The organism is Micromonospora sp. NBC_01655 (assembly GCF_026339755.1).
Taxonomy (GTDB): domain Bacteria; phylum Actinomycetota; class Actinomycetes; order Mycobacteriales; family Micromonosporaceae; genus Micromonospora.
In genome coordinates, this window is sequence record NZ_JAPEQF010000001.1 from 686,893 (window position 1) to 699,555 (window position 12,663).

11 protein-coding genes, 1 tRNA gene and 2 pseudogenes are annotated in these 12,663 nt (G+C 72.0%); 8 read left to right on the top strand and 6 right to left on the bottom strand.

Annotation, left to right across the window (positions count from 1 at the left end; genetic code table 11):
• Positions 1–170 precede the first annotated feature (170 nt).
• Positions 171–257, top strand: a tRNA-Ser gene (locus tag OOK41_RS03355).
• 369 nt (positions 258–626) lie between these two features.
• Here OOK41_RS03355 and OOK41_RS03360 read toward each other — a convergent pair.
• Positions 627–872 carry a hypothetical protein gene (locus OOK41_RS03360; protein ID WP_117668263.1) on the bottom strand — a complete coding sequence of 82 codons (246 nt, stop codon included), beginning with the start codon at positions 870–872 and terminating at the stop codon, positions 627–629.
• Between the two features lie 482 nt (positions 873–1,354).
• Between OOK41_RS03360 and OOK41_RS03365 the strand changes: the two genes are divergently transcribed.
• Together OOK41_RS03365 and OOK41_RS03370 are read left to right on the top strand one after the other, a co-directional pair.
• On the top strand, positions 1,355–1,591 hold the full coding sequence (locus OOK41_RS03365) for a GntR family transcriptional regulator (RefSeq protein WP_117668264.1): 237 nt from the start codon (positions 1,355–1,357) through the stop codon (positions 1,589–1,591).
• Positions 1,592–1,718: 127 nt separating this feature from the next.
• A complete protein-coding gene (locus OOK41_RS03370) occupies positions 1,719–2,096 on the top strand; it encodes a nuclear transport factor 2 family protein (protein ID WP_117668265.1) in 378 nt (125 codons plus the stop codon).
• A 125-nt stretch (positions 2,097–2,221) separates the two neighbouring features.
• Here the strand turns inward: OOK41_RS03370 and OOK41_RS31850 are convergent.
• A pseudogene (locus OOK41_RS31850) lies at positions 2,222–2,467 on the bottom strand (helix-turn-helix domain-containing protein); the annotation flags it as partial.
• A 474-nt stretch (positions 2,468–2,941) separates the two neighbouring features.
• Between OOK41_RS31850 and OOK41_RS03375 the strand changes: the two are divergent.
• Positions 2,942–3,475, top strand: coding sequence for a YbhB/YbcL family Raf kinase inhibitor-like protein (locus tag OOK41_RS03375; protein WP_117668266.1), 534 nt, complete (start codon positions 2,942–2,944; stop codon positions 3,473–3,475).
• Positions 3,476–3,572: 97 nt separating this feature from the next.
• Here the strand turns inward: OOK41_RS03375 and OOK41_RS03380 are convergent, their stop codons facing one another.
• Positions 3,573–4,283 carry a bifunctional 2-polyprenyl-6-hydroxyphenol methylase/3-demethylubiquinol 3-O-methyltransferase UbiG gene (locus tag OOK41_RS03380; RefSeq protein ID WP_117668267.1) on the bottom strand — a complete coding sequence of 237 codons (711 nt, stop codon included), beginning with the start codon at positions 4,281–4,283 and terminating at the stop codon, positions 3,573–3,575.
• Positions 4,284–4,494: 211 nt separating this feature from the next.
• On the opposite strand from OOK41_RS03380, the gene OOK41_RS03385 reads away from it, so the two are divergent.
• Positions 4,495–6,345: a hypothetical protein gene (locus OOK41_RS03385; RefSeq protein WP_266262924.1), complete on the top strand. Its 1,851-nt coding sequence runs from the start codon at positions 4,495–4,497 to the stop codon at positions 6,343–6,345.
• A 38-nt stretch (positions 6,346–6,383) separates the two neighbouring features.
• On the opposite strand, the gene OOK41_RS03390 is transcribed toward OOK41_RS03385, so the two are convergent.
• Positions 6,384–7,166 carry a ferric iron reductase gene (locus tag OOK41_RS03390; RefSeq protein WP_266267723.1) on the bottom strand — a complete coding sequence of 261 codons (783 nt, stop codon included), beginning with the start codon at positions 7,164–7,166 and terminating at the stop codon, positions 6,384–6,386.
• Between the two features lie 327 nt (positions 7,167–7,493).
• On the opposite strand from OOK41_RS03390, the pseudogene OOK41_RS03395 reads away from it, so the two are divergent.
• A pseudogene (locus OOK41_RS03395) lies at positions 7,494–9,022 on the top strand (peptide deformylase).
• Between the two features lie 134 nt (positions 9,023–9,156).
• Here OOK41_RS03395 and OOK41_RS03400 read toward each other — a convergent pair.
• Positions 9,157–10,275, bottom strand: coding sequence for a globin domain-containing protein (locus OOK41_RS03400; RefSeq protein WP_266262925.1), 1,119 nt, complete (start codon positions 10,273–10,275; stop codon positions 9,157–9,159).
• 142 nt (positions 10,276–10,417) lie between these two features.
• Here OOK41_RS03400 and OOK41_RS03405 point away from each other — a divergent pair, with 142 nt between their 5' ends.
• Positions 10,418–11,188, top strand: coding sequence for a CPBP family intramembrane glutamic endopeptidase (locus OOK41_RS03405; protein WP_266262926.1), 771 nt, complete (start codon positions 10,418–10,420; stop codon positions 11,186–11,188).
• Positions 11,189–11,350: 162 nt separating this feature from the next.
• Here OOK41_RS03405 and OOK41_RS03410 read toward each other — a convergent pair whose 3' ends face one another.
• Positions 11,351–11,956 carry a hypothetical protein gene (locus OOK41_RS03410; RefSeq protein ID WP_266262927.1) on the bottom strand — a complete coding sequence of 202 codons (606 nt, stop codon included), beginning with the start codon at positions 11,954–11,956 and terminating at the stop codon, positions 11,351–11,353.
• Positions 11,957–12,012: 56 nt separating this feature from the next.
• Here OOK41_RS03410 and OOK41_RS03415 point away from each other — a divergent pair, with 56 nt between their 5' ends.
• Positions 12,013–12,567 (top strand): hypothetical protein, encoded by a 555-nt coding sequence (locus OOK41_RS03415; protein WP_266262928.1) that lies wholly within the window; start codon positions 12,013–12,015, stop codon positions 12,565–12,567.
• Positions 12,568–12,663: the final 96 nt, after the last annotated feature.

Sequence of the window (12,663 nt, forward strand, 5' to 3'; positions counted from 1 at the left end):
CCGGCAGTTCGGCCACTGTGGAGCTGATAGCGGCCAAGATTTGCTGGTCAGCACGAGGGCGGGAGTGTCCCGCATCCGGTCGCCGGTTCAGCCACGGTGGGACAGCGGCTTATCCGCCGGCCGGCTTCTGGCAGACTAGGCAGCGGTCGCGTCCTGCCAGGCGCGTTCCGGGAGGGTTCGCCTAGTGGCCGATGGCGCTGGTCTTGAAAACCGGTAAGGCAGCGATGTCTTCGTGGGTTCGAATCCCACACCCTCCGCTTCCCTGGGCAGTGCCACGCTCCTGACCAGCGAAAACGCCAGTCAGGGGCGTGGCTGTAACCATTGGCAGAGTCCCGCTGGTTCTCACCCGGTCCGTCCGGTCTCACTCGTTGCGGCAAATCGGCGGCAAAGAAGCGGCGGCGGGTCAGCCTCCGGGGTCCGGTTCCGGGGCGCCCAACGCTCCATCGATTCAGTGCTGCGGGCGGGGGAGTCGGCGAAGACGTGCCGGATGGGAGTGGCCTCGTATGCGGCGAGCAGGTGCCTTGGCGCCGTCGCGGTCCTGCCAGGAGCCGGTCAGGACCCGGGCGGTGACACGGATCCCTTACACCTCCTGGTCCTGGGAGTACCCCCGCAGGGCGGCAGGCTCCCTACGCCCACGAGAGGGCAATCGAGCCTCCCGGGGAGGGAGCGGAGAGCTTCCGAAGCCCGGCCGGCTGCACGAAGAGTTCACGCTGGGCGATCGCCTCGCCCCGCTCGTCTAACTGGTAGCCCTCGATCCAGGCCCACCCGTGGTACGTCGGCAGGTTCATGACGCGGATGAGGCGGAAGAAGATCGGGGTGACGAACTGGACACTGGCCGCCCGGGTGATGTGTAGGACATCACCTGCCTTCACGTCGCGGCTTCCGGTCCCGCCAGGCCTCAAGCGTCTTGCGAGCCTCCACGATCCGTGGACATCCGTCGTCGCCGCACTTGGTGCACACGTTGCGGTGATGAAAGTCGATCACGTAGCCGGCCATGATGACGGAGAAGGGTGGCTCCGACCGGCGCTCAACGTGCATGACAGGCCTTCACCTGGTTGTGGTCCTTGGGGGCCTGGCGGGAACGCGCGGTGTATCTCTGCGGCTCAGGTGGCGGCTGAGGCTCGCTCTGCTGCGGGGTCGGCTCCCCGTTCACGTTGTCAACGGGCTGCTCAGGACGTTGGAACCACTTGAACCTAGGCACAGCGCTACTCCCCGGACTGCGGGTTTACAGACACCTACCGAGGGTAGTCCAACCCGTTCTGCCTGTATAGCCTGTGCAGCCTGCCCGACCTGCCTAGGGCCGGCTGCCTGTACCTGACCTCCTGCCCAGGCTGCGCATCCATAGGGTCCAACCATGGTTGACGAGATGTCTCCGATCCCGTTCTACGTCCAGCTCGCAGACCTTCTCGCCAAGCAGATCGAGGAAGGCAAGCTGAAGCCGCGCCAGCCGCTGCCAAGCGAGGCCACCTTGCAGCAGGAGTACGGCGTGGCTCGCGGCACCGTCCGCTCGGCGGTGCGGCTGCTCCGGGATCGGGGTCTCGTCGTGACCTTCACCGGACGGGGGACGTTCGTTGCCGAGAAGAGGCCCTAGCCCGGACTGCCCCGGAGAGCCGGTAGCCTCGAAGGCGCACGCCTAGTGCTGTGACCGGGATGGTTCACCGTGATCGGAAGGCGGCTCGTGGGACGAGCGCACGCGAAACGGCTGGTATTACTAGGGCATGCAGGAAGAGACCGCACGGTCCGCGATCGACACGTTCATCTCCGCGTTCAACGCCTCGGACGACAGCTCTGTGACTGCCCTGCTCTCCCAGGCCCTGACCTCAGACGTGGTCTTCTGGGGACCGTTGGGTCGCAGCGAAGGAATCGCGGCGGTCGAGCGGTTCGTGCTGGACATCCGGCGCCACCCGGCGGGAACCGGCACGATGGTGCGCTGCTCAGCGGTGGACATGCCTGACGAATGGGCCCGGTACCAGTGGCTCTTCACCACGCCTGATGGAGGCCCCCGCCTGGCGGGAACGGACGTCGTCCATCTGCGACGGAGCCTCATCGACCAGGTCATCGTGTTCGCGGGGGAGATCAAGCCGTTCGTCTCCTGAGTCATCCTTCTGTCGCTGTCCTTCTCCTGAACTTGCCCCTTCGGCGTTCGGGAGCTGCGGTTCGCGGTTGGTCAGGCTGCGGTGTTGAGGGGGCGTCCGCCCCAGCGGATGCCCTTAGCGGGTGAAGGCTGGCCGAGCTTGCTGGGGCGAGTGGTGGCCGTCCGGATGACGAAGTCCTCGTCGTCACGACTGAGTAGGCGGGGACGGCCTCCTGCCCACTGAGGGTCCAGGCAGGTCAGGCCGATCTCGTTGAAGCGGTGGATCACATCGCGCGCCGGTAGCGCACCGAACTCGTGCTACCCCGGCGCACGATCTGCTGCAGCTTCTGCCCCTCCTGGTCGGTCAGTCTGCGTACGGACAGGCTCAGCCACCGCGCCTCCAGCGATCGGATCGGACGTCACCGCACATCCAACCGTCGCGACCACCAACCCGGCGAACCTTCCCGGTCAGAGCACTAGCGGGCTGCACGAGCCAGTTCTCGACGTCACACCTCGAAGGTGGCTGATTAATGTCGGACGACACCGCTACTTCGGCCGATGACCGGCCGGAGCACCTCAGGACTTGACGGACGACCACGTGTCCGTCGCAGAGCAGATGGGGGCCTGCGGTCGTTCCACCGGGTCCGACTACTGGTTGTACATCGCCCGTGAGGCGGCACCGGCCACGACGACGCCGGTCGAAGCAGGCGAGCGTCCCGACCTTCCCCAGTATCGCCGGTTCCCCGGGCGGCCGGCCCCTATCCGGAGGTCCTTCGCGCTGATCCGACGTGCCGGTGGTCGATTGACGGGTCGTGGCGGGGTAAGAAGGGCGGCAGGAAACCGCGCCCACCGGAAGGACCCGTCCCGATGACCCTGGAACGACCGATCGCCCCGGACCCGTACGAGCTGCTGCCGACCGTTGCGTCGTTCACGCTGACCAGCGACGACGTGCACAACGGCGAGCCGATGGACGCCCGGCACGCCCACGGCAGCGTCGGCGGGGGGAACGTCTCGCCGCAGCTCGCCTGGTCCGGCTTCCCCGCCGAGACGAAGAGCTTCGTGGTGACCTGCTTCGACCCGGACGCGCCGACCGGCAGCGGTTTCTGGCACTGGGTGCTGGTCGACGTCCCCGCCGCCGTGACCGAACTGCCCCGGGGTGCCGAGGAGGGCGGCCTGGGCGGCGCGTTCAGCGTCCGCAGCGACTACGGCGCGACCGGTTTCGGCGGCGCGGCCCCGCCGGCCGGCGACCGCCCGCACCGGTACGTCTTCGCCGTGCACGCCGTCGACGTCGAGCGCCTCGGCGTCGGCCGGGACGCCACCCCCGCCTACGTCGGCTTCAACCTGGCCTTCCACACCCTGGCCCGCGCGGTCATCCGCCCCACGTACCAGGTCAAGGACTGAACATCCGCCCCGCGATCTTGCACCTGCGGCCTGCGTCGCGCGGCTCATGCCCGGATTGCCCGGGCCGAAGGTGCAAGATCGCGGGGGACGGCTGGGGTCAGGCGGGGACGCGGGCGACGGCGAAGACGGACTGGCCGAACGGGGGGCGGAGCTTCTGCTCCGCGGCCTTGGTGGCGGGGAGGACGAGGGTGTCGTAGACCTTCACCATCGGGCCCTCCTTCGGCATCAGCCGGAAGACCTTGGTTGCCATGAAGTACCCGATCAGGCCGAGGGCGTTCGCGTAGTGGATCTTCTCCACGGTCAGGCCGGCCTCGGTCATCGCGGCGGCCAGGGTCTTCTTCGTGTACCGGCGGACGTGGCCGGTGGCGATGTCGGCCGGGCTCATCGCGAACTGGAACGCCGGCACGATGATCACCACGGCGCCGCCCGGCCGGACCAGGTCGCGCATGCTGGCCAGCGCGCCCACGTGGTCCTCGATGTGCTCCAGCACGTTGTACGACACGGCGGCGCTGTAGTCGCCGCGCTCGGAGTGCGGCAGCAGCATCTGCCGGACCTCGATGTTCGGCTGCGCAGCGAGACGTTCCTTCAGGGCGACCAGCCGGTCCGGGTCGGCCTCGGTGGCGGTGAACCGGGGGAAGTGGTCCGCCCACGCCAGGGCGTAGTCACCCAGCCCGCTGCCGATCTCGATCGGGTTGTCACCGAGGTGCGGGACGGCCAGTTCGACGAACCACCTGCGGTGGTTGACCGCTGTCGCGAGGCCTTCGAGCACCTCGGACTGGACACGCTGATCCCCAGTGATTTCTGCCATGCGTCGATTCCTCACGGTGTGACTCGACCTGCCCCGGGACCGACAGAGTGAACCATCCGAAGCGGACGGTGGGGAAATCGGGGCACCGTGGTGGCCGAATTGCGGTCGGGGGTGGGCACGAGATCGGCGGTCGGCGAACCCGGCACATAGTACGCCAGTCCCCAGAAACATGTCACGTCAGTGCCATACCCTGACTACTCTACGAATTGTTATGACTACTCCTGAAACGGGCCGCCCCGATGGTGAGCCTGGGGGTCGAGCGGCGCAGCCCCCGGCGACGGACACGCCCGACGAGGGGCTGGGCGCGGGTGCGGCGTCCTGGCGGGGACGCTGGACGGACGTCCTCGCCGTGCTCGGCTTCGCGCTGATCGCCCTCTGGGTGACCGGCCGGTTCTGGCTGAACCCGGCGCACGGTGTCCGGGACAACCGGTCCGACCAGGCGCTCTTCGAGTGGATGATGGCGCATGGCGCGCGCGTACTGACCGATTTTGCATATCCGTTCGGCTCGGATCGGATGAATGTGCCGGACGGCGTCAATCTCATGGCCAACACGTCCGTATTATCCATTTCCCTGCCAATGACGCCGGTCACCGTCCTGCTCGGGCCGCGTACCGCTTTCCTGGTGTTCCTCACGGGCGGCATGATCGCTACCGCGACCGCCTGGTACTTCGTCCTCTCCCGGGTGCTGGTCGGCTCCCGGGGGCCGGCCTGGCTCGGGGCCGGGTTCTGCGCGTTCGCCCCGGCGATGGTCTCGCACGCCAACGCCCACCCCAACATCGTCAGCCAGTTCGTGGTGCCACTGATCGTCTGGCGCACGCTGCGGCTGCCCGACGGCGGCCGGTGGCTGCGCAACGGCGTGCTGCTCGGGCTGGTGATCGTCTGGCAGGCCTTCATCAACCTGGAGATCCTGCTGATGACCGCCATCGGGCTCGGCGTGGTGGTCGTCGCGCTGGCCCTGGGCCGGGCGGACCTGCGCCGGCGGGCCCGGCCGTTCCTCGCCGGGCTGGCGGTCGCCGCCGCCCTCGCCGCGGTGCTGCTGGCGTACCCGCTGTACGTGCAGTTCTTCGGCCCCGGCGCGTACGAGGGGCTGTCCGAGCTGATCCGCGGCTACCGCACCGACCTCGCCTCGTTCACCGCGTTCGGCCGGGAGTCGATCGCCGGCGACCCCCGGACCAACCTCCGGCTGGTCAAGAACCCCACCGAGGAGAACGGCTTCTTCGGCTGGCCGCTGGTCGTCCTGGTCGGTGCCCTGGTGTGGTGGCTGCGGCGCAGCCCCGTGGTGCTCGGCCTCGCCGCGGTCGGCCTGCTCTTCGCGGTGCTCTCCCTCGGCCGGGAGGTCCAGTTCGAGGGCCGGGCGACCGGGATTCCCGGGCCCTGGGCCGCCCTGGAGAACCTGCCGATCCTGCACTCGGTGGTGCCCACCCGGTGGGCGCTGGCGACCGTCCCGGTCGTCGGGGTGCTGCTCGCGCTCGGCGCGGAACGGGCCCGCCGGCTCGCCCGGGAGCACCCGGCCGCCCGCCCGCAGATCCGGTTCGCCACCGCCACCGTGCTGACCATGGCGCTGCTGCCCGCGTTTCCGACCCCGCTGCCCTCGGTACGGCTCGACCCGGTGCCCGAGTTCGTCACCTCCGGCGCCTGGCGCCCGTACGTGGCCGGCGGGCGCAGCGTGGTGACCCTGCCGCTGCCGGACACCGACTATCCCGACCCGCTGCGCTGGTCGGCGGAGACCCGCCTGGACCTGCCGCTGGCCCGGGGCTACTTCCTCGGGCCGGACACCCGGCCCCGGGCGCCGCAGGGGCGGATCGCGCTGTTCACCGCCCCGCCCCGCCCCACCAGCAGCTTCTTCAGCACCATCCGGCGCACCGGCCAGGTCCCGTCCGTCACCGCGCCGACCCGGGCGTCCGCGCTGGAGGACCTGCGGTACTGGCGGGCCGGGGTGGTGCTGCTCGGCCCGCACGAGCACGCCGACGCGCTGCGGCGGGGGATGACCGAGCTGACCGGTATCCACCCCACGTACACCGGCGGGGTCTGGGTCTGGGACGTCCGCCCGCTGACGGACTAGCCGTGCTGCCCAGGGGCAACCAGGCAGGCCCGGCGCGCTCAGGCGGAGCGGAGGCAGCAGCCCTGGCAGACCTTCGGCCGGGGCAGGGTGAAGGCCAGGCAGCAGGTGCGGCGCTGGACCGTCGGCTCGCCGGTCGGGCCGGGTACCAGTTCGACCAGGTCCGCCAGGTCGAGGGCGCGCAGCAGCGTCTCGACGTGTCGGGTCGCCGGGCCGGGCAGCACGTCGGCGGCCCGCAGCACGCCGTGCGCGATGCCGGAGGCGACGGAGCCGAGCAGCGTACGGGCGCCGATGCGGACCTCCGCCTGGATGGCGGCGATCAGCGGGGCGAGGTGGGCGTCGAGCAGCGAGGCGCGCAGTTCGGCCAGTAGCGCGGCCTCGTCGGCGACCACCCGGACCTCCGGGAGCCCCGCCAGGGCCAGCGGGTCGCCGGGGAGCACCGCGACGGCGGTGGACCGGCGCAGCCCGAGGGTGACCAGCGGGCGGTGGTCCTCGAAGTGGATCAGCACGTCGGCCGGGTCGAGCAGCGGCACCCGGCGGGCCGCCGCCCAGCCGAGCACGGCCGGCAGGGCCGCCCAGTAGCTGTACGACTTCCAGGCCAGCGCGGCGCAGGCGTGCGGGGTGCCGCCCCAGCGCAGGGTGGCGGCGTGCAGCAGCTCGGGCAGCCGGGTCCCGTCGACCAGGGTGGTGGCCGGTGCCCAGCCGCACCGGTCGTCGGTCACCAGCAGGCCCGGCGCGAGCCCGGGCAGGTCGTCGGTGCCGAACATGGCGTGCAGGGTCGCGGTCACCGGGGCGAGCGGCGTGGCGGTCTCCCGCGTGGGCATCACCGCTGTCACCGCATCTCCCCCCGATCGACGCTCCGTGCCGTGGACTAAGGCTAGCCTAACCATTGCAACGGGGGGTGGGGAAGGTCTCGACCGGCGGCGGTCGGGAGGCGCCCGTCACTCCGTCGGGCTCCCGGCTCGCAGGGCTGTGTCGGCGTACTACCCGGCGGGGAGCAGCGGAAACGTCGGCCGGGCGGAGCCCGGTCCGGCCGCGAGAGCATTGACGCCCATGCGTGACTTGTCAAGCCGAATGTCGGCAAGGTGCCACTTCTGTGCACGTTCACGTACGGAAAGTGAAACTGATACTCCCCGGCGTTGAGGAAGCTGATGACGACCTCTCCCATCGAGCGGGCCGCCGACTCGTTCGCGGCCGAACTCGCCCGGCAGCGGACCGAGCGGGGGCTGTCCAAGAAGCAACTGGCCACGCTGATGGGCTTCGACCCGTCCTACATCAGTCACGTCGAGGGGCGCCGGCACCGGCCGACCGAGGACTTCGCCCGCCGGGCCGAGGCCGTCCTGGAGGCCAGCGGCGCGATCTGGCAGCGCTTCCGGGAGTACGACGAACTGCGGCACGGCCGCCCCACCCCGTCGCACCGGGACCACCCCGCCCCCGGCCAGTGGATGCCTCCCGGCACCGGGCTGATCGTGGAGCGTGAGCTGGCCACCCTCACCCACACCGACGAGGGCTACCGGTGCGTCATCCGCCGGGAGCTGTACAACGCCGGCACCGAACCGGTGACCCGCTACCTGGTCCGGGTCGCCGTCGACCGGTACCCCAACGACCCCGGCCGGTCGAACCGGCACCACCGGGAACACCCGCTCACCTTCGCCGAGCTGCAACTGCTGTCGTACCGGTACGACGGCGGGGAGCCCGAGCCGATGCACTGGCGGGCCAAGCACGACCGGGACGCGTTCAAGGAGATCTGGCTGCTCTTCGAGAACGACGAGGGCCGGTTCCCGCTCTACCCCGGCGACCGGGTGACCATCGAGTACGCGTACCGCGTCGGCCGGGAGAAGTGGGGCCCCTGGTTCCAACGAGCCGTACGCCTGCCGACCCGGCGCCTGGCGGTCCGGCTGGACCTGCCCACGGACCTGGACCCCCAGGTCTGGGGGGTGGAGACCTCGCTATCGGCCGAGGAGGGTCCACTGCGCCGCCCGATCAGCCGGCACGAGCGCGGCGGCCGGGCGATCTTCGACTGGGCCACCGAGGACCCACCGCTCAACGCCCGGTACCGGTTGCAGTGGCGGTTCCGCAGCCGCCCACCCGAGTCCGACCCGGGCGGGCCGGTCGGCGGCGGCCGGGTCCGGGCCAGCGACCGGATGCGCGGGCTCGGCATCGTGCAGCGCGGCGCGGACCTGCTGCGTCAGCCCAGCCGCCAGTTCGGCCTGCCGGCCGACGAGGCGACCGCCCGCGACGTGGTCGACCGGCTCAGCTCGGCGCTGGTCCGCCTCGACGAGCTGCATCCGTTCAGCAAGGGCGTCGGCATCGCCGCCCCCAGCTCGGCCTCGCCTGGGCCGCCGCCGTGGTCCGCCCGCCCGCCCGGTCCGCCGAACCGGTGATCCTGCTCAATCCCCGGGTGGTCGACTCGTCCCCGGACACCGACGAGCAGTACGAGGGCTGCCTCTCCTTCTTCGACCACCGAGGGCTGGTGCCCCGGCCGCTGCGGATCGACGTGGAGCACGCGCAGTGCGACGGCAGCCGGACCATCACCTCGTTCGAGTTCGCCATGGCCCGGCTCGTGGCGCACGAGATCGACCACCTGGAGGGCCGGCTGTACGTCGACCGGATGCCCCCCGGCGTGCCGCTGGTGCCGGTGGAGGAGTACCGCGAGACCGGCAACCCCTGGCGGTACTGAGCGACGAGCGAGGGGGCGGACCGGGTCGCGTGCCCCAGGGGGCGGGGGCACGCGACCCGGTCCTCTTTTCGGGGGGAGGAAAGTCCTCGTCCGGGCGCCCCGGCGCGCTCGCCGGACGCCGCACGGCCGCTGCGCTACAGCTCGCCGAAGGTGTCGTACCGGATGTTCGGCGGCGGCACGTCGTCCCCGGCGAGCGCCCGCAGGGTCGCCCGGACCATCCGGGCCGAGCCGGAGACGTAGCAGTCGTGGGCGGTCCACGGGCCGTACCGGGCCACCACCTCGGAGATGTCGCCCCGCTCCCCGTCGAAGTCCGGCTCGGCGCTGCACGCCGGGGTGACCGAGAGCCAGGGGTGGACGGTCACCAGCTCCCGCAGCCCGTCCAGCGCGTACAGGTCGCCGGCGTGCCGGGCACCGTAGAAGACGTGCACCCAGCGGGTCCGGTTCCAGCCGGTCAGCTCCTCGACCAGCGCCTTGACCGGGGCCAACCCGACCCCGCCGGCGACGCACAGGATGTCCCGCTCCGAGGAGCGGTCCAGGATCATCGACCCCATCGGCGCGGCGACGCGGAGCAGGTCCCCCGGCCTCGTGCGGCGCACCAGCGCCCCGGACACCCAGCCCGCCCCCGGCGGTGTCCGGACGTGGAACTCCAGGACGTTGTCGTCGTTCGGGGCGTTCGCCACCGAGTACGTCCGCCACACCCTGGGCAGGTGCCGGGGGACCTCGACGCTGACGTACTGGCCGGCCCGCCAGGGCAGCGGATGCTGGAGGGCGCGGACGGTCAGCACGGCCGTGTCCGGGCCGTGCCGCTCGTGGGTCAGCACCTCGGCGTGCCAGTACGGCGGGTTCTCGTCCGCCGCCGCCCCGGCCAGCATCTTCTCGACGATCGCCGCGTACGCGTCCCGCCACGCCTGGTCGTACTCCAGGTTCCAGCCGTCCCCGGCGGTGCTGCGCAGCGCGTCCAGCAGGGCGACGCCCATGGTCTCGTAGTGCGCCGACTCGACGTGGTACTTCCGGTGGTCCCGACCCAACGAGCGCAGGTACTCGTCGAAGCTCTCCGGGTCGTCCACCACCTGGGTCGCTGTGACGATCGCGTCCAGGATGCGATCGCCCTGGCCGGTCATCTCCGCCGGGAAGAGCGGGCGCAGCGCGGGGTCGAGGAGGAAGAGCCGGGCGTAGAAATGACCGCTCAACCGGTCCCGGTCCCCCTCGACCAGGGTCCAGCTCTCCTTCAGCAGCCGCGCGACGTTGTCCAAGGCGCTCCTCCTCCTGACGGCGGATCGGGCCCCCATAGAATGTCCACGGAGCGTGCGCACCGGTCGCACAGAATGTGCGATCGCCTCATGCCGACCCTTCGGCCCGTGTCCGGCGGGCCCTCCGGTCGGGCACAGTGGTGCGGTGACCGTTGAGCTCAACCGCCCGGCGTCCCGCCGGGTCCTCGGCACGGAGACGTTGCTGGTGCTCGGGCTCTCGCTCGGGCAGTCGGCGGTCTACGCGTTCGTGTCGATCATCGCGAAGCTGACCGCCGCCGGGCCGCTGTCGAAGCAGACCGCCGCGCTGAACACCTCCCACTCGGCCCGCTCCTGGCTCGACCTGACGTACCAGTTGCTCGGCATCGTCTTCGCGCTGCTGCCGGTGCTGCTCGCCGTACACCTGCTGGCGCGGGACCCCGGCGACCCCGTCCGTACCCTCGGGGTGGACCTGCGCCGACCCGGCTCCGACCTGGCCCGGGGCGCCGGCCTGGCGGCGCTCGTCGGCCTGCCCGGCCTGGCGCTGTTCTGGGCCGCCGCGCAGCTCGGCGTCAACGCCACCCTGGTCCCGGCCGGCCTGCCGGAGGTCTGGTGGGCGGTCCCGGTGCTGATCCTCGCCGCCGTGCAGAACGCCGTGCTGGAGGAGGTGATCGTGGTCGGCTACCTGGTCACCCGGCTGCGCCAGCTCCGGTGGCGGCTCGGCGCGGTGCTCGCCGCGAGTGCCGTCCTGCGCGGCTCCTACCACCTCTACCAGGGCTTCGGCGCGTTCGTCGGCAACGCCGTGATGGGCGTCCTGTTCTCCTACTTCTACCTGCGTACCAAGCGGGTGATGCCGCTGATCGTCGCGCACACCCTGCTCGACGTGGTCGCCTTCGTCGGCTACGCCCTCCTGCCGAGGTCCTGGTTCGACTGGCTCTGACGAGCCCGCCCCGCAACCCGGCCCCCGCGTGGCGGGTCGGGCCGGGGGTGGGGCGGCGCGATGTGCGGCACACTGGCGCTTCCCGTCCTCGGAAGACCGCGACATGCCGCACCCCGGGTCGATCAACCCCGCTCCGCTCCGCCCATCCCGTAGGGGCTGCCGTCAGCGGGCGTGCGGTGGCCGGTAGGCGGTGACCGCCCGGGCGGCCAACCGCTCGGCGGCGGACGAGTCGCCCACCGCAGCGGCCAGCACCGCGGCGCCCGGCACCAGCCTGGACGCCAGCCGTAGCCCCAGCCACCCCCCGGCCTGTGCGGCCAGTGGGGCGGCCAACCGCCAGGCCGCCTCCGCCACCCGGGGCCACGGCTGCTCGACCGGGCCGGTCACCGCCTCCTCCGCCGCCGCCAACGCGACCCGGGCGCTCTCCGCGTCCGGATGCACCCGGGTCAGCACCAGCAGCTCCACCGCCCGTTCCGGGTCGGCCGGATCCCGGCCGTACGCCGCCGCCAGGTGCAGCACCAGGCCGGCCTGCGTCCAGAGCACCGCCGCCAGCTCCGCGACCGGCGCGAACAGGCCCGCGAGCGCCGCCGTCGCCCCGCCCGCCGTGGCCAGCCGGACGAACCGCCGGGTCGCGAGCCGGGCCAGCCCGTCCGGCGTCGCGTCGGGGTAGGTGTCCCGGAGCGACACGGCCCAGTCGTGCGCCGCCGGCCCCAGCGCCCGCACCGCCGCCAGGGCCAGCAGCTCCGGGGCGAAGCCCGGGTGGTCGAGCACCCGCAGGCGCGACTGCCTCGGCGGGCGCGACCGTCTCGGTAGTGATCCTCTCGGCGGTGGTCCTTTTGGCGCTGGTCCTCTCGGGGATAGCTGCCTCCGGGGCGGCCGGCGCGGGGGTGGCCGCCTCCGGGGCGGCTGGCTCCACCGGGGTGGCCTTCCTCCGGGTGGTGGCGGCCTTCTTCGGCTGGGCGACCCCGGTGGTCGCCTTCGGGGCGGCTGCCTTCCTCGGGGCGGTTGCCTTTCTCGGGGCAGCGGCCTTCCTCGGGGCGGAGGTCTGTCCGGGCTCGGTGGCTTCCTCGGGCTCGGTGGTCTCTCCCTGCTCAGCGATCTTCCCGGGCTCGGCGGTCGTCCGCCTCGACGCGGTGGCACTCTTCGACGCGGCGGTCCTTCCGGCCGGGGTCGGGTCGGTGTTCCCCTCGGCCGGGGTCGCCCCGGCGGCCTCCTTGGCCGCGGTTGCCTTCCGCGCGGGGGCCTTCCGGGCTGCCCGCGCCCCGGCGGCCGAGCCGGTGGCGGTGACGTCCGTCTCAGGAGCCCCGGCAGGGGCGTTGCGCGGAGCGACCGGTCCGGCCGAATCCGAGGGCGGCGGGTCGTCGGCGCCGCTGTGCGCCTGATCACCTCGGCTGGCCGTACCCGCCAGCGGCTGAGGCAGCCCTGCAGCTCCGGCGGCGGCCGGTGCCGGCCGGCCTGCGGTGGACCTGGGGGCCGGC

Coding starts and splice junctions, on each gene's coding strand:
- OOK41_RS03390 (WP_266267723.1), bottom strand. CDS start 7,166: ATGCCCACGCGGGAGACCGCCACGCCGCTCGCCCCGGTGACCGCGACC.
- OOK41_RS03380 (WP_117668267.1), bottom strand. CDS start 4,283: ATGGCAGAAATCACTGGGGATCAGCGTGTCCAGTCCGAGGTGCTCGAA.
- OOK41_RS03375 (WP_117668266.1), top strand. CDS start 2,942: ATGACCCTGGAACGACCGATCGCCCCGGACCCGTACGAGCTGCTGCCG.
- OOK41_RS03385 (WP_266262924.1), top strand. CDS start 4,495: ATGACTACTCCTGAAACGGGCCGCCCCGATGGTGAGCCTGGGGGTCGA.
- OOK41_RS03365 (WP_117668264.1), top strand. CDS start 1,355: ATGGTTGACGAGATGTCTCCGATCCCGTTCTACGTCCAGCTCGCAGAC.
- OOK41_RS03370 (WP_117668265.1), top strand. CDS start 1,719: ATGCAGGAAGAGACCGCACGGTCCGCGATCGACACGTTCATCTCCGCG.